Below are 19749 nucleotides of genomic sequence, written 5' to 3' on the forward strand. Positions count from 1 at the left end.
TTTTTTAAATCTTTAATTAATTGTTATACATCTTTTTGATTATAAGTTAAAACTAAAGTTAAAGGGTGATATTCATAAAAAATGTTAAATTTTAATAAGAATAATTTAAAATTTAAAATAAAAAAAGGACAGCTCATAATGACCTGCCCTTCACACCACTTAAATATAATATATGAAAATTAATTATTCGCTAATTTGTTTCTGAATCCTCCACGATTTTCGTTTCCATTTCCTCGGTTTTCCTGTCTTGGCGCAGCATTTTCACTTCTTTGTCTGAATCCTCCATTATTGCTGTTTCCACGGAAACCATTATTATCATTTCTTCTAGGTTCTTCTCTTTTTACTTCATTATTTCCGCCTCGGAATCCACCACCATTATTACCTCTGAAACCACTGTTATTATCAGCTCTTTCGCTTCTAAAACCTCCATTATTTCTATTGCCTCGGAAGCCTTCATTATTATTTCTTACAGCATTATCGCTGTTATTTCTGAAACCACTATTGTTTCTTCCACCATTATTTTCGCTTCTGAATCCTCCCGAATTATTATTTCTGTTATTCGACTGATTTCTGAATCCTCCGGAATAGGTATTGTTTCTCACAATATTGATAGTCGGATTATCCATTCTGCGGAATTTCGCTCTGTCGACTCTGTAAATGTTGATATTCACATTTCTGTAACGAGGCATCGGTCTGCAGATCGAAGCATAATGCGTTCTTCTGTAATTTTGAAAATAAACCACCGGGCTGCTGTATCCTCTGTAATAATTGTTTTGGAAAACAACGAAAACCCTAGGTCCCATGATTCTTTCCAACGCATAAAAACGGTCATAATACCATCTGTCTGGGTTGTATCTGTAGAAATTATTCCATGTTGAAAAACTTGAATACAGATTATTTAACTGTAAAATCTGATCTATTTGCCAACGAGACAATCTGTTTTGTGTAAAAAATACATTCCAGTTTATGTTGACGATACTGTTTCTGTAGTCGTTATAATTATTTTGGTAATAATTGCTTGGGTAATAATCCTGAGGATAATTGTAGTAATAATCATCCGGGAAATAATTTTGATCATCCTGATCGCTGTAATATCCATTGTCATTCTGGTAATATCCGTCATCATCCCAGCCATTATTTGGATACTGCTGAGCAAACGATATAGTCGCCATACTCAAAGCAAAACCGATTAATATTTTTTTCATTTTATAGTCGTTAATTGGTTAATATATAGTAGAATATCTTTATTCTATCTTTTGGATATAAATAAAAAAAAGAAGTTAAATCTTTCGATAAAACTTCTTTTAATTTATTATTAACTGTTTGATAATCAAATGTTAAATTTATGCTCTTCCACTATCTTTTACCCAATTGGCAATTTTTTCGTTAAAAGATGTATGCAGTTTCAAATCTTCAAGATTCAAATGCATTCTGTAGCGCCAGTAATGCGGGAAAACAGCCGGATTATTGATTCTTTCGTTATCCATTTTAGGATTTGTAAGTTCTGTATCTGTTGCTAAAAATTCCTGAATCGGGAAAATTGCCAACATCGAATCATTATAAAGATGCTGCTTCATAATAATTTCGGCTAGGTTTTCATTCAATTCTTCAGGTGCTTTTCCGTATTGAATTAATTGTTGATTAAAATATTTCTGCGTTAAGGCCGGATCTTCTTTCCACCATTGTCTCAACGTAGAACTATCGTGTGAAGAAGCCGTTACCACATTCAGATAACTCGCATTTTTCGGATTGTAAAACGGAATATTATCAGAAGGCATTCTTTGAACTTTTAAAGCGACAATCGCCAATTCATCCATCACAACAGGCACACAATCCGGAACTAATCCCAAATCTTCTCCACAAATCAACATTTCCGTGGCATTCAAAATCATTGGAAGTTTTTCCATCGCCTGTTCATACCAAAGGCTATCCTGTCGTTTGAAGAAATAATCGTGATACAAATCGTAAATCGCTTTTCTTTCCCAATCAGAAAGGTATTTATAAGAATCTGTATTATAAACATTAAATCTCGGATGGTACACAATCTGCCCGTTTCTTTCTTCAATTAAAAATAAAACGTTGGCACAAAGCGAAATCAATTGCTCTTCAATCGAACCTCTAGGATTTTTCTTGAAGAAATCTGATAATTTTCGTTGAGTATTAAATTCTTCTTTAAAGGAATACGTTCCATCCTTATTATCGCTGATAAATTCAAGCGCTTTGTTCGTATTTTCACCAAAATATTTCCAAACAATCTGATCGTTGATGAACGGTTTACAATATCTGTCAAAATTAAACGGAATATGCCATGCGTTGAATTCCTCCAACGTAATTGGAACCGCGGGATAAAAATATCCCAAAATACCTTGTGTAGCAGAAATCGGCATTCTCCAGATTCTGAAAAACCCTAAAATATGGTCGATTCTCATCGCATCAAAATACTGTTCCAATGCTTTGAATCTGTTTTTCCACCATTGGTAATCATCCGCTTTCATGGCTTCCCAATTGTACGTCGGGAATTCCCAGTTTTGCCCCAATTCTGTAAACTGATCCGGCGGTGCGCCGGCCTGAAAGTCCATTCCGAATAATTCAGGTTCTGTCCATGCTTCCACAGAATAGCGGTAAATTCCGATTGGCAGATCTCCTTTTACAGAAATTCCTAAACTATGGGTATAGTCTATGGCTTCTTTTAACTGCTTATGAAGCTGGTACTGAACCCACGCATGAAGCATAGAAGCATCATAATCCTTACTTTTAGGTGAAAAGAACGGGGCAATTTTTCCTGCTATATATTTTTTATGCGTTTTCCAGTCGTTGAAATTTGGTGTTTTGTATTTATCTCTCAACACACAAAACGCAGCATAGGGGATCAGCCAGGCTTCGTTATCTTTTATAAACTTTTTGAAATTTCTGTCTTTATAAATCTTCTCTTTTCCTTCATTAAATACGACTTTCAGATATTTCCATTTTCCGGAGATCATTTTTTCGTAATCGATTAATTCTAATGAATTTAATTCTGATTTTTCAGCTTGATATTCTTCAACTAAATTTTTAGGTAATTTAAAATCAAGGTTTTCAAGAGAAATATATTGCGGATGCAAAGCGTAAACGGAAACTGCTGCGTAAGGATAAGAATCCGTCCAAGTATAATTTGCCGTTGTATCATTAATTGGCAAAATTTGAATGATTCCCAAATTGGTTTCATTTGTCCAGTTTGCCAGTTTTTTCATATCAGAAAATTCTCCGACACCGAAACCATCTTCCGTTCTCAAAGAGAAAATCGGAACGGCAACTCCCGCATCATGATACATCTGATACAATTTGAATTTAAAATAATGATTCGAAACGATCTGCAAAACATCTTTCGAATGATTCGGAACAGTGAATCTATTTTCACCCGTTTCCACATCAATCACTTTTTTAGTTTCTGTATCGTAAAGACAATATTTAAATTGAATATATTCATTTTCCGGAATCTCAAGAGAAGTTTCCCAGATTCCAAAATCGGTCTGAGACAAATGAATCGCTTTTTCATAATCCCAATGTCCAAGAGAAGTTGTGCTTCCAAACAATACAATTTTCCAATTCGGATTGTAGATTGGAGCTTCAAGTCGGAATAAATGAGTATGTTTTTTCAATACTGAAATTTTTTCAGGCGAAAAATGATTCAGTTTATTATAAAGAATTTTGTTGTTTAAATAATTTTCGGGAAAATTTTTATTATTCCACTCATCGAAAATTATAAATTCTTTGTAGTTGTGCGGAAAATGAAGTTGGTGGGCAACAAATTCCGTTCTGAGAATATTTCCTCTTTCATCCGCAAGCTGATAATGATAAGAAATCGATTTTGAAAAATAATCTACCTCAGATTTCCACAAACCATTTTCAGCATAAAACATAGTATGAGTCTGGGGAACAGCGTTTTCTTCATTGATGACCAACTGTAGTTTTTCTCCAACTTTTGCGCTGTAACCTACATTAAAGTATAGCTTCATTTATATTTTTTTATAAAAATACATTTTAATCTCGAAAAATAAAACTTATTGAATATCAAATATTCATTAAAAAACCTTCTCAAATGATTCGAAAAGGTTATCTAATTTTAAACAAAGTTAAACGATTATTCCGTTACCAGAATTTTCTTGTTCAATAATATTTTTCCTGATTCATCGGTAATGCTCACCAAATAAGCGCCTGTTACCAAATTTTTAAGATAAACCTGCTGATTTAAAGAACCATCTTTTACCGATAAATTTTGCTTCATTACATTTTTACCTGATAAATCGAAAACATTCATTTTAATATTTCCTTTCACAGATCTATCATTAACATTTACGTTGATTACTTTTTCATCCACTCTTGTCGGATAAATATCAAGGTTCGCTAACGCAGTATTTGAAACTGCTTTATCATTCGCGAAATATTTACTCGCTAAATCGTAAATGTGTAGATTTTGTTCACCTGCAATTTGTTTTGCCTGCAAAGTATTAAGTTCAACTTCATATAAAGGAGCGCCTTTTGCACTTGCAATCACTACTTTTCCTTTTGAATTAACCGCAGAACCGTTCACTGAATAATTTTCCGGAATTCCTGAAATCTTACCAATAAATTTCGCTTTCAATTCTTTTGTTGAAACCTTAAAAACATTACCCGAAGTGGCAAAAACATAGAAATTATTTTCAGCATCGGCAATCATATCACCACCAAAACCAGTTTCGATGGCTGTAAAAGAATTTTTTCCGTTAGAAGCATCATCTTTAATAATCCCAAGGTCGTTTACAACATATTGACTTCCTTTTTTACTGATTTGCAAAAACTGAGTTCCAGAGTTATTGATTGCATAAATATTTCCGTCATAACCCGTTGCCATTCTCGTGATATGAGAATTGATGTCGCATGAAGTGACTCTTGCCACATTGTTTTCCACCAAAGTAATTTCTTTAGTTTTCGCATTTAAAACATAAATATTCGAAGAAAACATTGGCATATACACGAGATTGTTGTTGAACGAATCGTACGCCAACGTTGCCATCGTAGTTGCCTGAGAATTGTTATAGGTATTCTTATCCTCAGTTACAACACCTCTGTTTGTTTGTGAAAAGACTTTTGCAGAAGAATCGGAAGTGAAAATTTTTTCTCCGGAAGTTCCGTTTTCTACGTCAATTGCACGAAAATCGTTAAAAGTAATGCTCGGCGTATCTTTTCCAACCAATGCGAAAAAATCTTGTTGTGCAGAAACGTTCGCTCCAATCAACAACAAGAATAAAGGGAATAAATGTTTTTTCATAGTCTATAAATTTTATTTTTAATCATTTTATTATGACTAAGTTACATAATTTTTAGATTGAATTATAAAAAAAATAAGGTTGAGATAAAGGTTAAGGCTAAGCTTTGAAAATAGATTCTTATTTGTTAAAATATAGACATAAAAAACTCTCGCAGATTTTGCAGGTGATAGTGTTTAAAAATCTGCGTAATCTGTAAAATCTGCGAGAAATATATTTAAAAAAGAAAATCTTATTCTAATTCAAAACGTAAGAAGTTCCGTCTCTTCCGTCTTTTAGCTCAATGCCCTCTGCAAGGAGCTTGTCACGGATTTGATCTGAAAGATCAAAGTTCTTTGATTTTCTCGCCTGATTTCTTAATTCAATTAAAACCTTTAATGTCTGATCTAGTTTTTCATTATTGTTCTCTTCAATGGTCTGAAGTCCCAATACATCGAAAACCAAGGCATTTAAGGTAGATTTCAATTCTTCAAAATCTTTCGTTGAAATGGTTTCTTTAGCATCATTCAAAGCAAAAATATATTTTACCGCTTCAAACAAATGAGCAATTAAAACCGGAGAGTTAAAATCATCTGTTAAAGCATCATACGCCTTATTTTTCCACTCCTCAAGATTAAAACCAGATTGTTTTTCATCATTCGGAATGATATTATTTAAAACTTTAATTGCCTCCATTAGTCTGATGAAACCTTTTTCACTTGCCAACATGGCATCATTAGAAATATCCAAAACACTTCTGTAATGAGCCTGCAAAAAGCAAAAACGCACAATTGACGGATGGAAAGGTTTTTCAAAGAAATCATTTTCACCGGTCATCAACTGCATGGGTAAAATATAATTTCCGGTCGACTTGCTCATACGCTGAGAATTCATGGTCAGCATATTCGCGTGCATCCAGTAATTTACCGGAGACGCGTCGTTGCAGGCTTTTCCCTGTGCGATTTCACATTCGTGGTGAGGGAATTTCAAATCCATTCCACCTCCGTGGATATCGAAAGTTTCACCTAAATATTTTGTGCTCATTGCGGTACATTCAAGGTGCCATCCCGGAAAACCTTCTCCCCAAGGCGAATTCCATCTCATGATATGTGCCGGAGAAGCTTTTTTCCATAAGGCAAAATCCTGCGGATTTTTCTTTTCTCCCTGTCCGTCCAAATCACGGGTATTCGCGAAAAGCTCTTCTATATTTCTTTTTGATAATTCACCATAGTTCAGGCCTCTTCTGTTGTATTCCAACACGTCGAAATACACAGAACCGTTGCTTTCGTAAGCGAATCCTTTTTCAATTAATTTTTGAGTTAATTCAATCTGTTCAACGATATGACCTGTTGCAGTCGGTTCGATATTCGGTGGCAGTAAATTGAATAAATCCAGAACTTTATGAAAATCTACTGTATACTTCTGTACGATTTCCATAGGTTCCAGTTTTTCAAGGCGCGTTTGCTTTACGAAACGGTCGTTATTCACGTCTCCGTCGTCTGTTAGGTGACCTGCATCGGTGATATTTCTTACATATCTTACCTTGTAGCCCAAGTGCTTCAGACTTCTGTAGATAAAGTCGAAAGAAAGGAAAGTTCTTACATTTCCCAAATGTACATTGCTGTATACCGTCGGTCCACAAACGTACATTCCTATATTTCCTTCTAAAATGGGTTTAAATATTTCTTTTTCTCCCGCAAGCGAGTTGTATATTTTTAATTGCATTGATTTTTAAATTAAGATGTAATGATTTATAAATTTAGTTTTAAAGTTTGCATCGTTAAAACAGCGAAATCTTTTAACAGCAGCATTGACAGCAACAACAAATAATCGTAGCTACAAAAATCTTATCTGAAACTTTTTTAAATTTTATCATTATTTTAAATATTAATAATCCAATTTCGCATGGCTTCCCACATAATGCAGGAATTCCTGTCTTGTAATAGGATTGGTTCTGAAAATCCCGCTCAATTCTGCCGTAATCGTTGAGCTTGCCGTATCTTTTATTCCTCTGCAATTAACGCAAAGATGTTTAGCATCAATGATACAAGCCACATCTTTTGTTCCCAGTGCTTCTTTTAAAGCATCTACAATCTGCATGGTCAGCCTTTCCTGAACCTGCGGTCTTTTCGCATAATAATCCACAATTCGGTTAATTTTTGAAAGGCCAATCACTTCTCCGTTCGAAATATAAGCTACGTGAGCCCTCCCGATAATCGGTAAAAAATGATGTTCACAGAATGAATATACCGTGATATCCTTTTCCACCAGCATCTGGCGGTATTTATATTTGTTTGAAAAGGTGGAGATACCCGGCTTGTTTTCAGGAAGCAGTCCTCCGAAAATTTCGTTCACATACATTTTGGCAACACGTTTGGGGGAATCTTTTAATGAGTCATCGGTCATGTCAAGTCCCAGCGTTTCCATAATCTCCCCGAAAAGCTCGGTAATCTTCTCAATCTTTTCCTGTGGCGATTTATCAAAAGCATCTTCCCTTATAGGCGTATGTTCTTTTCCAGTGAAAATATCATCGTCGTTATCAGTAAAATCAACCATTTTTATTTAATTTGCACAAAAATACGGATAAAATCTGTTCGTCATATTTAATTTGGTTGAAAAACATTATCTTTCAATCTTTACTCTCATTTTTGTCATGATTATTGTTGAAAAAGTACAGAACGAAACCCAGAAAAAGGAATTTTTAGAATTTCCAGGCACACTTTATCAACATGACAGAAATTATATCAGACCTTTAAACAAAGATATTGAAGAGGTATTTGATCCGCAGAAAAATAAATTTTTTAAAAACGGTGAATGTGAAAGGTTTCTTTTTAGAAATAAACTGAATCAGCTGGTGGGAAAAGTAGCTGTTTTTATTAATGAAGCCTATTGTCAAAGTCAGCCAACTGGAGGAATTGGTTTTTTTGACTGTATTAATGATCAGCCAACGGCTAATTTTATCTTTGATCATTGTAAAATTTGGCTTCAGCAAAGAGGCATGGAAGCGATGGACGGGCCTGTTAATTTCGGTGAGCGGGATAAATTCTGGGGTCTTTTAATTGATGGTTTTGCAGAGCCGCTTTATGGAATGAATTATAACTTCCCTTATTACAAGGAGCTTTTTGAGAACTACGGCTTCCATATTTATTTTGAGCAGCTATGTTTCTCGAGGTCTGTTTTTGCAGATGTTTCACGAGTTTTCACTGTTATGCACGCGAAACATAAGCGAAATCCTGAAATTTCAGCAGTACGGTTAACGAAAGATAAGCTGGGAAAATTTGCAAAGGATTTTACTGAGGTCTATAACAAAGCCTGGGCCTCGCATGGTGAAGGAAAACAACTGGAGGAGACAAAAACAATGAAAATGTTTGAAAAAATGTGCCCCATTATTAATGAACATATTTCATGGTTTGTCTATGAAAATGAAAAACCGATTGCGATGTGGATGAATATTCCCGATACTAACCGATGGTTTAAATATTTAAACGGAAAGTTCGGGATATGGGAAAAACTTAAATTTCTTTGGATTAAGAGATGGAAGAAAAATGAAAAAATGATTGGGCTGGTTTTCGGGGTTGTTCCTGAATGGCAAAGAAAAGGAATTGAAGGTTTTATGATCTGGGAAGGAACCCAGCACATCAGAAAATATACTGATTTTAAGGTGACTGAATTGCAGTGGATAGGTGACTTTAATCCTAAGATGATTAAAATTGCCGAAAATCTTGATACCGAAGTCACCCGGAAACTCGCTACTTATCGCTATTTATTTAACAGAAATAAAATATTTCAAAAACATCCTGAGCTGTCATAATGAGAGGATAAAATTATCCTGAAAAAGACAAAGCCGCCTTCTGAAAAGCGGCTGGTTTATCATTTCTGACCTGAGTTTTAGATCACGGGCTTTTTTTATTGTATACTGCCGATTTCTTATCGTCGACTCTTATCAGTTAAGAATCGGTTTTAATTAGTAAAAGTACTGAAAAATTACAGATTCATAAATAACCTGGGATTGACCGGAGTATTATTTTTATGTACTTCATAATGGAGATGAGGTCCTGTGGAACGTCCTGAATTCCCTGATTTTGCAATCACCTGGCCTACCTTTACATGATCATTTACCTTGGCGACCAATTGAGATAAGTGACCGTAAAGCGTTGCCAAACCATTTCCGTGAGAAACGATGACGCAATTTCCATAACCGCCTTTTTGACCCGAAAAGATTACTTTTCCAGCAGCCGTTGCCATAACATCCGAACCGTAAGCCACAGCAATATCCAGTCCTTTATGGAACTGCATTTGATCGGCTTCAGCCGGAGGATTGTTTTTTTCAGTGCCTGCCGCTTTAGTATTTGAATTTGAAGCGACCGCTTTTGTTGATGAACTGGCTGCAGGAACTGGAGCAGCAGGTGTTACTTTGGGCGTTACCATTACTTTTACCTCTCTTTTATTTCCGTAGCTGTCCGTCAGTTCAATTGTTTTTTCTACGGGTTCTGCTTTTACTTCGGGAGCGGTAGCAACGGCAACAGGTTTAGATTCTGTTTTCGATGGCGATTTTACCGAAGCATACACTGTTTTAAAAGGAATAGGGTTTTTTCTGATTCCGAAGTTGGATGAAATATACCCTTCCGTAGGCATTCCCAGAGGAACTTCCTGAAGTTTTTTCTGAAGATCCATTAAATATTGGCTGTAACGGTTAGACTGTCTGGCAAGATAGACTGAGTTTGAAATACTGTCTTTACTTAATGCCATTAATCTTTCACTCGGCACATCCTTAGACTTTAAAAATGAATTCAGCTGAGCAACCGTTTGATCTACAATAATCAGGTCGGTTTTCATTTTAAGATAGTCCACACTGTCTTTTTGGGTATTAATTTTGACAAGATTGACTTCATAAGTCTTATCATCTTTTTCTGAGAATAATTTGGCAATGAAAATGCCTTGTGCAAAAACAACGGTTAAAAGTCCTCCTAAAAGGATGTTCACGTTTTTTTTGCTGCTTAAAAATTTCTTCATTTTTCCTGCTCTTAGAATTAAAAAACGGTTTTTAAGGTTGCAAATTTAATTAAAAATAATTTTTTGATGTTATTTTTGACATACTTTTATTTTTATTTATAAATAACGGTGATTAATGTATTTAATTATCTTGAAGTGTTAATTTTTTATAAAAATGGGTTTTATCATGCCCTCAAAAGTTCTGTTCCTCCTTTGTTTTAATATATTTGCAAATCACATATCAGTTATGGCGAAAAAGAAAACAAATTCGGATTCTTCACCTTCAAAAAAGAATAAAAAAGATATTGCCGTTGGCGTCGTGGGAAGCGGAAGTTTTGCAACGGCTATCGTAAAAATGTTGGTAGAAAATTGCAAAGTAGTGCATTGGTGCGTAAGAAATGAGTTTGTGAAAGGAGCCATTGAGCTTCGCGGTCACAACCCTACGTACCTTACGGCGGTTAATTTTAACCTTAAGAGTTTAAAGCTTACAACTGACATCAATGAGTTGGTTTCGGCCTGTGATGTTATTGTACTGGCCACTCCGTCGATCTATCTTTCTGATACTTTGGATAAGATGAGTTGCGAGTATGGGGATAAGATCTTCGTTTCGGCGATTAAAGGAATAATTCCGAAAGTGAATGATGTGGTAGCCCACTATTTAAGAGATGAATTTAAAATAGGGTTCAGGAATCAGGCAGTGATTGCCGGGCCTTGTCACGCGGAAGAGGTGGCGATGGAAAGACTGTCTTATCTAACGGTGGCTACAGTGGAAGAGGAGGTTTCTGCCAAACTGGTGGATATTTTTAATTCAGACTTTATTAAAGTACATTCCAGTAAAGACATTTTAGGAAATGAATACAGTGCCATTCTTAAGAATATTTTCGCTATCGGAGCGGGGATTGCCAGTGGTTTGGGCTATGGAGATAACTTTACAGCCGTCTTTGTTTCCAACGCGATCCGTGAAATGGAGACTTTTCTGGAAGCCATTTATGAAGCACCAAGAGACGTTAATGAAAGTGCATATTTAGGGGATTTACTGGTAACGGCCTATTCATTGTTCTCCAGAAACAGAAATTTAGGAAATCTTATTGGTAAAGGATATACCGTAAAATCAGCCATTCAATCGATGAATATGGTAGCTGAAGGATATTATGCTGCCGATTCTATTTATCAGACATCAAAAGCGAAAGGACTAAAACTGCCTATCGTTGATACCATCTACAGTATTTTATATGAAGGTAAAAATGCTGAAAAACAGTTTAAAAAACTGACAACGAAACTTAACTAAATTATATTTTTAAACATTTCGGCTTTGAACTTGGTGGATTTTTAAATCCGTACAATGGTTCGGAGCCGAAGTTTTTTTTGGGCGTGATTTTTCAGCATTAAAATTAATGTTTTCGATAGGGTTTAATTTATATTTTCCATCACATTTTCTGGCATAAGGATTAATTTGTTTTTTTTGCAAAAAATTATCTGCTAAATCGTATAATCAGGCTTTCATTATTAAAATTTTTCACGAAATTTGCTATAAAATTTAGAATTATGTCACAAACGCTTATTAGCAGAACACCGAAGCCAAAATATGACGTTGTCCTGATAGGTGGCGGAATTATGAGTGCCACTTTAGCAACTTTGCTTCATGAATTTGATCCCGATCTGGAAATTGCCATTTTTGAAAGGCTGGGAAGATTCGCCAAAGAAAGTACAGCCGCCTGGAATAATGCGGGAACAGGACATTCTGCTTTTTGTGAACTAAATTATACCCCTGAGCAGCCCGATGGAAGCATCAATATTTCAAAAGCTGAAAGTATTGCGGAACAATTTGAAATTTCCAAGCAGTTCTGGGCTTATCTTGTGGATAAAGGCTATGTAGATACCCCGAAAGACTTCATCAATTCTTGCGCCCATATGAGTTTGGTATTTGGTGAAAAAGATGCCGAATATCTGAAGAAGCGTCATGATAAATTATCAGAGTCGGTTCTGTTTAAAGGAATGGAATTCTCTACCGATCATGACAAACTCAGGGAGTGGATTCCTTTGGTAATGAGCAAAAGAAATAAATCTGAAGTGCTTGCTGCTACAAAAATGGATATGGGAACCGACGTTAATTTCGGGAGCTTAACAAGAAAAATGGGGCGACATCTGATGTTAGGTTCTAATGTTGACATCTTCCTTTATCATGAAGTGAAAGACATTAACCCACGTAGTGACGGAAAATGGGAGATGAAGGTGAAAGACAGAATCAAAAATCACAAACAGGAAGTGGTTGCGGATTTTGTGTTCATCGGAGCCGGAGGCTATGCGTTGCCGTTATTAGACAGCTCAGATATCAAGGAAAGTGAAGGGTATGGAGGTTTCCCTGTTTCAGGACAGTGGCTGGTGACTCACAATCAGGAGTTAGTAGAGAAGCATCAGGCAAAAGTGTATACCCAGGCTACTGTGGATGCGCCGCCAATGTCTGTTCCTCACTTGGATTTAAGAATAATTGATGGTAAAAAAGCCCTTCTCTTCGGACCTTTCGCAGGGTTCTCTACTAAATTTTTAAAAGAAGGAAGCTATCTGGATTTACCTGAAAGTGTGAACACCAAAAATCTAAGATCTCTTTTTGGAGCATGGTGGCATAATTTACCATTAACCAAATATCTGATTCAGCAGGTAGCGATGAATAAAGCACAGAGAATTCAGCATTTAAGAGAATTTATTAAAGATGCTAAAGAAGAAGATTGGGAATTAAAAGTTGCCGGACAAAGAGTTCAGATCATTAAAAAAGATGATCAGCTGGGTGGAAAGCTTGAATTCGGAACTGAAGTTGTTGTGAATAAAGCTGGTACCATAGCTTCTTTGTTAGGAGCTTCTCCTGGCGCTTCAACCGCTGTTCATGCCATGCTGAATGTTCTTGAGAAATGCTTTCCTGAAAAGATGGAAGGTGCATGGAAAGATAAATTATTGGAGATGGTTCCTTCCTACGGACAGAAATTAGCCCAGAATCCGGATCTTACGGAAAAATTAAGAGATTATTCCAAAGAAAAATTGGAACTGGATTATTAATCTTATTTAAATAAATAAAAAAAGAGGCTGTCCAAACTTTTTGGACAGCCTCTTTTTTTTTAGTTTAGCCATATCGATAATATTAAAGCTGGACTTTTTTTGTTTTTCGTCCAGCTGTTCTATGAGTTGTACTTTTTCTACTATAGATTTATTCAGAGAATCAATATCAGAAAACACATCATCCGAGTTTAGCATATCTGCAAGATTAACAGCTAAAGCATTTGCAATTTTTTCTATAGAAGAAGATTGAGGATCTACTTTTCCGTTCTCAATTTTAGAGTATTGGCTTGGGTTCATACTCAAAGTTAGTATAATACCAATCAAAAATCAAAAATTAAGTATCTTTGCAGACAATTCCCTTCTCATGTCAGAAACCATTGTAAAACCCGTTATCGTAAAAGAATTATTGGAATCTCTTCAGACGAAAATAGAAGAGGAGCAGCAGGTGATTGTGCACTGCTGTTTTCCGGCATCCCCATTTTTGGGAAACCTGATCAGGATTTGGAATACAACCTATCTTTTTGATAACCAGTCGGAACATCAGAGTAAGCTGATCCATGCCGAAAATATTACGATTTTCCCGAACTGGACGCCTGTGCCATTTATGAAAGATTTTTGGTTTACCTTAGTATTTTCAGGATTGCCGAAAGAATGCAAGAGTTTTGATTTGAAGGAGGTCATTCCTGAAGAAGGTGGCTTTTTCGTGGAATCGATCAAAAGAAATAAGTCAGATATTTATCGCGTGAAAATTTCAGAATCCTATTAGAATGATTTTACCAACCATTCTATTTTAAAACATTGCTATCATTTGCTGAGTAAAATGCCCTTGTGAACAAACTTATTAAGCATTAAATTGACCAATTCTTGCGAACCTTTGCGTTAAAAATAGAAGAGGCTTTTAAACTCAGAAGTTTCCATTATTTCCTTAAACAGTTCAGCAAATATTCAAATAAATTCATGAAATTTGTTTAAAATAAAGCGCTTGGTATTTTGTAATATAATCATACTGTTGGCGAAAACAAAAAAATCATCGTTTTAACCCCAATTTCAAATAAATTTATGAAGAAATATATTTTGCTGCTTATACTTTTCCCTTTGTTTGCCTTGTCTCAGAAAATGGTGTCTAAAGACATTGTGGAAATCAAAAAATTTCAGGACGAACTTGATGAAGAATATCGTAATCCTAAGGAAACACCTTTAAGAGGCGATAATTTTACCAATTTTAAAGGACATCCTTTCTTTCCTTTCGATCTGAAATATAAAGTAACCGCATCATTTACCAAAACAAAAGATGCGAAACCTTTTGACCTTCCCACTTCATCAGGAAAAACAAAATCTTATAGAGAATATGGCAAGGCAACTTTCGAATTAGACGGAAAATCATATACTTTAACCTTATATCAAAGTTTAGATTTAATTAAACAGAAGAAATATAAGAATTATTTATTTCTCCCTTTCCGTGATGCAACCAACGAAAAAGAAACCTATGGCGGCGGGAAATATATGGATTTAACCATTCCGAAAGGAAATACAATCGTGCTGGACTTCAACAAATCCTATCAGCCTTTCTGTGCGTACAATGCGTATGATTACAACTGCCCGATCGTTCCTGAAGAAAACAAACTTCCCGTAGAAATTCGCGCAGGAGTAATGTATGACGATATTTATCATCATTAAGATATGGTTCATTTACAGTTTTTCAGACCCGAAGATTTGCATGACGTTAGTTATTCGTTGAATGAACTTCAGCTCCAATATACTTCTACCGCCGAATTTGCATTAAATCGGATTTCCGAAAGAAATACAGGTTTAGAATTTGCCGTTACGATTTTCGATAACAATAAACAGGCTGGTTTTTTTACGCTTGATTTTGGTGAGGATAAATTAGACCTTACGGATAATCAAAACTCAACATTATTGCGCTCTCTTTCCATAAACCCTGAAATGCAGGGTAAAGGAATCGGAAAAAGTGCAATGATTCAGGTGGATGATTTTGTGCAAAAAAACTTTAAAGATTGTGAGGAAATCGTTCTTGCTGTTAATCAAAATAATATTTCCGCTTACGAATTATACCTAAAAGTAGGTTATCAATACGAAGGAAAAACCCGCATCGGAAGAAGCGGACCACAATATTTAATGTTCAAAAAACTTTAAAATCAATTTTCAAACAATTAACAGATAGATTCACCATAAACATCTCTGCAATCTGCAAAATCTGCGAGAGAAAAAATCAATATTCCCTTCAATTAAGAACGGGCTTTAGACTGTTTTTTCATTGATAAACATCAAAATGGCTTTAGCCAAAACTTATTCAGCCTCAAAATTTAAGAAACTTTTAATTCAGAATTTTCCTGTTTGGCGTGATCCTTTCAACTCAATTGGTGTAACATCAAATAATAAAACATGGAAATATCACTTCATAATCAGGTAGCTGTGGTAACAGGAGCTTCCAGCGGTATAGGTTCAGGAATTGCAAAATCACTGGCTTCGGCCGGAGCCACAGTCATTGTCAATCATTCATCCGAGCGGTCTACTGAAGAAGCAAAAGCTGTTTTAAAAGAAATTACCGATGCCGGTGGAAATGGAATCACTTACCAATGCGATGTTTCCAAAGAAGATCAGGTCGTAAAAATGTTTCAGGAGGTGGTTTCCCAATTGGGGACGATAGATATTCTCATCAACAATGCCGGGGTTCAGAAAGATGCAAAATTCACCGAAATGACCCTCGATCAATGGAATACCGTTATCGGGATCAATCTCACCGGTCAGTTTTTATGCGCCAGAGAAGCCATCAAAGAATTTCTTCGCCGCGGAATAGATACTTCACGTTCCCTTGCCTGCGGAAAGATCATCCACATCAGTTCGGTTCACGAGATTATTCCCTGGGCGGGTCACGCCAATTATGCATCAAGCAAAGGGGCGATCCGGATGTTGATGCAAACTTTGGCTCAGGAATACGGAGCAGATAAGATCAGGGTCAATTCAATATGTCCGGGAGCTATTCAAACACCGATCAATAAAGATGCCTGGAGTACACCGGAAGCTTTAAACTCATTATTAAATTTAATTCCCTACAACAGAATTGGTCAACCGGAAGACATCGGCAATTTAGCCGCTTTCATTGCAAGCGATCTGGCAGATTATATCACAGGAACCAGTATTTTCGTGGATGGCGGGATGACGACTTTTGAAAGTTTTTCAACGGGAGGTTAGGTTTTGGGCGCACATTTCCGGCTTTCACTACTCGCTTTTTTGTGCCTTTGCTGGGCCCAACGCTTACAAAAAGAGCTCAGACAGGCCGTTCAATCCGGGGCGCAGTGTAGCCGAAAATACAAGAAATTCAATGATCAATAGTGAATTTATGTCACTTGTTAATTTTTAAATTGGATATCAATTCACGATTGACTTGCAAAGCAAAATTCACCATTCACTCTTCATTTGAAAGTCAATGGTCAATAGTGAATTCGTTTCAATTGTCAATTAAAAAAATAATCATTCAGTCTGTCATTCTGACGAAGGGCGAATCTCTACAAAATTTTTATTGAGATTTGTTATTAAGAAAAGACTGCCAAGAAATAATCGTAAATTCTTCATTTCGCAGGAGTCTAGACTTAGTATCAGAAATATAATCTGAAAAAATGATAACTTAGATTCCTATGAAATGACAAATAAAAGCTAAATTATAGAATGAAAACTCGGCGCAATAAAATCATAGGTTTTAAAAACCTATGAGGTTTATCTTAATCATATATCACCAATCAATCATCATTTATAAAACTTATGAAAGAAAAAGAAAGATTATCCGACGTCAGCTGGAAAAAATGGGGACCTTATGTCAGCAATAGGGAGTGGGGTGTGGTTCGCGAAGATTATAGCGAAAATGGAGACGCATGGAATTACACCAACCACGAGATTGCCGAAGCTAAAACCTATCGTTGGGGGGAAGAGGGAATTTGTGGCATTTGTGATGACCTTCAAAAGCTCGTTTTTTCTGTCGGATTCTGGAATAAGAAAGATAAAATGATGAAGGAGCGTTTTTTTGGTTTATCTAATGATCAGGGAAATCATGGGGAAGATGTTAAAGAATATTTTTATTATCTCGATTCTACACCAACGCATTCTTACATGAAAATGCTGTACAAATATCCTCAAAATGCTTTTCCTTACGAAGATCTCGTACAAACAAATGCCGAGAGAACCAAAGATGAACCTGAATATGAACTCATCGACACCGGAATTTTCGATCAGAATGAATACTTCGATATTTTCATTGAATATGCCAAAGAAAGTCAGCATGATATTCTGGTGAGGCTCACCGTTGTCAACAAATCAGAAAATCAAACTTCATTAATTATTCTTCCGACCATTTGGTTCCGAAATACCTGGAATTGGGGATACAACGATTATCGGCCACAAATGAAATCTGAGGTCCGAAATTCTATACAAATCAGTCATAAGGATGTAGAAATAAAAAAGATATATGCCCGTCAATCGGAGAATGTGCTGTTTTGTGATAATGAAACCGATAATGAGAATATCTATCAGTGTCCCGGGAATTCAAATTATCCCAAAAATGGAATTAATGATTTTGTCATCAACGGAAATCCAAAGGCAGTGAATCCTGCTAACACAGGAACTAAGGCTTCATTTTTTATAGATGCGGATTTTAACCCTAAAGAAACAAAAACTTTTGAATTCAGAATTTCAGATAAAGAACTGGAACAGCCGTTTGAAGGGTTTGAAGAAATTTTTAATTCAAGGCAAAAAGAAGCCGATGAATATTATAATGAAATTCAGCAGGGAATACAGTCAGAGGATGAGAAACTGGTGCAACGACAGGCTTTTGCGGGAATGTTATGGAATAAAATGTTTTATCACTATAACGTGGAGCGGTGGCTGAAAGGAGACCCTGCCCAGACGAAACCTCCAAAATCCCGTGAGAAGATCCGTAATTACGACTGGAAGCACCTCAACAATGAACATATTATTTCCATGCCCGATAAATGGGAATATCCGTGGTATGCCACGTGGGATCTGGCCTTTCATACCATCAGCTTTTCTCTCATCGATCCGGATTTTGCTAAGCATCAGTTAAAATTATTCCTTTTTGAATGGTATATGCATCCCAACGGGCAACTTCCGGCTTATGAATGGAATTTCAGTGATGTTAATCCGCCGGTACACGCCTGGGCCGTGTTCAGGGTTTTTAAAATAGATGAATATTTTAAGGAAAAACCGGATCTCGAATTCCTTGAAAGTGCCTTTCAAAAGCTGTTGATGAATTTTACATGGTGGGTGAATAAAAAAGACCTTAACGGTAATAATATCTTTGAAGGCGGATTTTTAGGACTCGATAATATTGGAGTTTTCGACCGGAATACAACGCTTCCGAATGGTGAACAGCTGGAACAGTCTGATGGGACAAGCTGGATGGCCATGTTCGCTCTGAATATGATGAGAATTGCTCTGGAACTGGCACTTTACAACAATGTGTATGAAGAAATGGCGATGAAGTTTTTTGAACATTTCCTGGCGATTGCCAATTCGCTGGATAATATGGGCGACGAATGTTTCAGCCTTTGGGACGAGGAAGATGAGTTTTTCTATGATGCCATTGCTTCAAATGACGGCAATCATATGTATTTAAAACTGAGAACGATTGTTGGTTTGATTCCGATGTTTGCCGTGGAAGTTATTGATGATGAAATGATTGAGAAACTACCGAATTTTAAGAAGAGGATGCAGTGGGTTTTGGAAAATAAGCCTGAATTGGCAGCATTGGTTTCCCATTGGGAAGTAAAAGGGGAAGATTCAAAGCATTTACTTTCTCTATTAAGGGGACACCGACTGAAAAGACTGTTGAGCCGGATGTTAGATCCTGACCAGTTTTTAAGTGATTTTGGTGTTCGTGCTTTATCGAAAGAATATGAAAAAAATCCCTATACTTTAAATTTAAACGGAACAGATTACACGGTAAAATATACCCCGGCAGAAAGTGACAGCGGTCTTTTCGGGGGGAACAGCAATTGGCGCGGCCCGATCTGGTTTCCGGTCAACTTTTTAATTATAGAAAGTCTGCAGCGCTTTTTTTTCTATTACAGCCCTGATTTTCTCGTGGAATATCCAACAGGAAGCGGAAACTATTCCAATCTGGATCAGATTGCTGATGCTTTAAGCAAAAGGTTGTCTAAATTATTTTTAAAAGATGAAAATGGAAATCGTCCTTTCAACGGGCAGTATCCGAGATTTCAAACCGATCCCGATTTCAGGGATTATATTTTATTTTATGAATATTTTCACGGAGACAGTGGACGTGGAGTAGGAGCCTCTCATCAAACGGGTTGGACTGGCTTAATTGCAAAAATTCTGCAACCTAGATTTTCTAAAAAAGAAATCGCGGAATCGGAAACTGAAATGCCGGATGATGCGGAATAGTAGTTGA

At 36.2% G+C, this 19749-nt stretch carries 15 protein-coding genes; 8 read left to right on the plus strand and 7 right to left on the minus strand.

The genetic code is table 11. From position 1 onward, the window contains the following. Positions 1 to 179: 179 nt before the first annotated feature. The 5 genes from VUJ46_RS19605 to folE form a co-directional block, all read right to left on the minus strand. Positions 180 to 1205: a hypothetical protein gene (locus tag VUJ46_RS19605; RefSeq protein ID WP_326982365.1), complete on the minus strand. Its 1026-nt coding sequence runs from the start codon at positions 1203 to 1205 to the stop codon at positions 180 to 182. A 138-nt stretch (positions 1206 to 1343) separates the two neighbouring features. Then, on the minus strand, positions 1344 to 3995 hold the full coding sequence (locus VUJ46_RS19610; protein WP_326982366.1) for a 4-alpha-glucanotransferase: 2652 nt from the start codon (positions 3993 to 3995) through the stop codon (positions 1344 to 1346). Positions 3996 to 4120: 125 nt separating this feature from the next. After that, positions 4121 to 5287 carry a T9SS type A sorting domain-containing protein gene (locus VUJ46_RS19615; protein WP_326982367.1) on the minus strand — a complete coding sequence of 389 codons (1167 nt, stop codon included), beginning with the start codon at positions 5285 to 5287 and terminating at the stop codon, positions 4121 to 4123. A 235-nt stretch (positions 5288 to 5522) separates the two neighbouring features. After that, entirely contained in the window at positions 5523 to 6989 is a 1467-nt protein-coding gene (gene cysS / locus VUJ46_RS19620) for a cysteine--tRNA ligase (RefSeq protein ID WP_326982368.1), read from the minus strand. A 162-nt stretch (positions 6990 to 7151) separates the two neighbouring features. Further along, positions 7152 to 7820: a GTP cyclohydrolase I FolE gene (gene folE, locus VUJ46_RS19625; RefSeq protein WP_123909115.1), complete on the minus strand. Its 669-nt coding sequence runs from the start codon at positions 7818 to 7820 to the stop codon at positions 7152 to 7154. Positions 7821 to 7917: 97 nt separating this feature from the next. Here folE and VUJ46_RS19630 point away from each other — a divergent pair, with 97 nt between their 5' ends. Further along, positions 7918 to 9075, plus strand: a complete 1158-nt coding sequence (locus VUJ46_RS19630) for a hypothetical protein (RefSeq protein WP_326982369.1) — start codon at positions 7918 to 7920, stop codon at positions 9073 to 9075. Between the two features lie 173 nt (positions 9076 to 9248). Here the strand turns inward: VUJ46_RS19630 and VUJ46_RS19635 are convergent, their stop codons facing one another. Further along, positions 9249 to 10277 (minus strand): peptidoglycan DD-metalloendopeptidase family protein, encoded by a 1029-nt coding sequence (locus tag VUJ46_RS19635; protein ID WP_326982370.1) that lies wholly within the window; start codon positions 10275 to 10277, stop codon positions 9249 to 9251. 226 nt (positions 10278 to 10503) lie between these two features. Between VUJ46_RS19635 and VUJ46_RS19640 the strand changes: the two genes are divergently transcribed. Together VUJ46_RS19640 and mqo are read left to right on the plus strand one after the other, a co-directional pair. After that, positions 10504 to 11544: an NAD(P)H-dependent glycerol-3-phosphate dehydrogenase gene (locus tag VUJ46_RS19640; protein ID WP_326982371.1), complete on the plus strand. Its 1041-nt coding sequence runs from the start codon at positions 10504 to 10506 to the stop codon at positions 11542 to 11544. A 257-nt stretch (positions 11545 to 11801) separates the two neighbouring features. Then, positions 11802 to 13307 (plus strand): malate dehydrogenase (quinone), encoded by a 1506-nt coding sequence (gene mqo / locus VUJ46_RS19645; protein WP_326982372.1) that lies wholly within the window; start codon positions 11802 to 11804, stop codon positions 13305 to 13307. Positions 13308 to 13313: 6 nt separating this feature from the next. On the opposite strand, the gene VUJ46_RS19650 is transcribed toward mqo, so the two are convergent. Continuing rightward, entirely contained in the window at positions 13314 to 13604 is a 291-nt protein-coding gene (locus VUJ46_RS19650; protein ID WP_326982373.1) for a helix-turn-helix domain-containing protein, read from the minus strand. 67 nt (positions 13605 to 13671) lie between these two features. Between VUJ46_RS19650 and VUJ46_RS19655 the strand changes: the two genes are divergently transcribed. The 5 genes from VUJ46_RS19655 (at position 13672) to VUJ46_RS19675 (ending at position 19742) form a co-directional block, all read left to right on the plus strand. After that, entirely contained in the window at positions 13672 to 14073 is a 402-nt protein-coding gene (locus VUJ46_RS19655) for a hypothetical protein (RefSeq protein ID WP_326982374.1), read from the plus strand. Positions 14074 to 14366: 293 nt separating this feature from the next. After that, complete coding sequence (locus VUJ46_RS19660) at positions 14367 to 14984, plus strand: DUF1684 domain-containing protein (protein WP_326982375.1); 618 nt, start codon at positions 14367 to 14369, stop codon at positions 14982 to 14984. A 3-nt stretch (positions 14985 to 14987) separates the two neighbouring features. Next, positions 14988 to 15461: a GNAT family N-acetyltransferase gene (locus tag VUJ46_RS19665; RefSeq protein ID WP_326982376.1), complete on the plus strand. Its 474-nt coding sequence runs from the start codon at positions 14988 to 14990 to the stop codon at positions 15459 to 15461. A gap of 249 nt (positions 15462 to 15710) precedes the next feature. Then, on the plus strand, positions 15711 to 16520 hold the full coding sequence (locus tag VUJ46_RS19670; RefSeq protein ID WP_326982377.1) for a glucose 1-dehydrogenase: 810 nt from the start codon (positions 15711 to 15713) through the stop codon (positions 16518 to 16520). A gap of 567 nt (positions 16521 to 17087) precedes the next feature. Then, positions 17088 to 19742 carry an MGH1-like glycoside hydrolase domain-containing protein gene (locus VUJ46_RS19675; RefSeq protein ID WP_326982378.1) on the plus strand — a complete coding sequence of 885 codons (2655 nt, stop codon included), beginning with the start codon at positions 17088 to 17090 and terminating at the stop codon, positions 19740 to 19742. Positions 19743 to 19749: the final 7 nt, after the last annotated feature.

Origin of the sequence: Chryseobacterium sp. MYb264 (assembly GCF_035974275.1) — a bacterium.
GTDB lineage: Bacteria > Bacteroidota > Bacteroidia > Flavobacteriales > Weeksellaceae > Chryseobacterium.

Bases quoted from the DNA above. Each gene is read 5' to 3' on its own strand.
- VUJ46_RS19650 (WP_326982373.1), bottom strand. From the start codon at position 13,604: ATGAACCCAAGCCAATACTCTAAAATTGAGAACGGAAAAGTAGATCCT.
- VUJ46_RS19660 (WP_326982375.1), top strand. From the start codon at position 14,367: ATGAAGAAATATATTTTGCTGCTTATACTTTTCCCTTTGTTTGCCTTG.
- VUJ46_RS19635 (WP_326982370.1), bottom strand. From the start codon at position 10,277: ATGAAGAAATTTTTAAGCAGCAAAAAAAACGTGAACATCCTTTTAGGA.
- VUJ46_RS19675 (WP_326982378.1), top strand. From the start codon at position 17,088: ATGAAAGAAAAAGAAAGATTATCCGACGTCAGCTGGAAAAAATGGGGA.
- VUJ46_RS19630 (WP_326982369.1), top strand. From the start codon at position 7,918: ATGATTATTGTTGAAAAAGTACAGAACGAAACCCAGAAAAAGGAATTT.
- VUJ46_RS19610 (WP_326982366.1), bottom strand. From the start codon at position 3,995: ATGAAGCTATACTTTAATGTAGGTTACAGCGCAAAAGTTGGAGAAAAA.
- VUJ46_RS19665 (WP_326982376.1), top strand. From the start codon at position 14,988: ATGGTTCATTTACAGTTTTTCAGACCCGAAGATTTGCATGACGTTAGT.
- VUJ46_RS19670 (WP_326982377.1), top strand. From the start codon at position 15,711: ATGGAAATATCACTTCATAATCAGGTAGCTGTGGTAACAGGAGCTTCC.
- mqo (WP_326982372.1), top strand. From the start codon at position 11,802: ATGTCACAAACGCTTATTAGCAGAACACCGAAGCCAAAATATGACGTT.
- VUJ46_RS19615 (WP_326982367.1), bottom strand. From the start codon at position 5,287: ATGAAAAAACATTTATTCCCTTTATTCTTGTTGTTGATTGGAGCGAAC.
- VUJ46_RS19605 (WP_326982365.1), bottom strand. From the start codon at position 1,205: ATGAAAAAAATATTAATCGGTTTTGCTTTGAGTATGGCGACTATATCG.
- VUJ46_RS19640 (WP_326982371.1), top strand. From the start codon at position 10,504: ATGGCGAAAAAGAAAACAAATTCGGATTCTTCACCTTCAAAAAAGAAT.
- folE (WP_123909115.1), bottom strand. From the start codon at position 7,820: ATGGTTGATTTTACTGATAACGACGATGATATTTTCACTGGAAAAGAA.
- VUJ46_RS19655 (WP_326982374.1), top strand. From the start codon at position 13,672: ATGTCAGAAACCATTGTAAAACCCGTTATCGTAAAAGAATTATTGGAA.
- cysS (WP_326982368.1), bottom strand. From the start codon at position 6,989: ATGCAATTAAAAATATACAACTCGCTTGCGGGAGAAAAAGAAATATTT.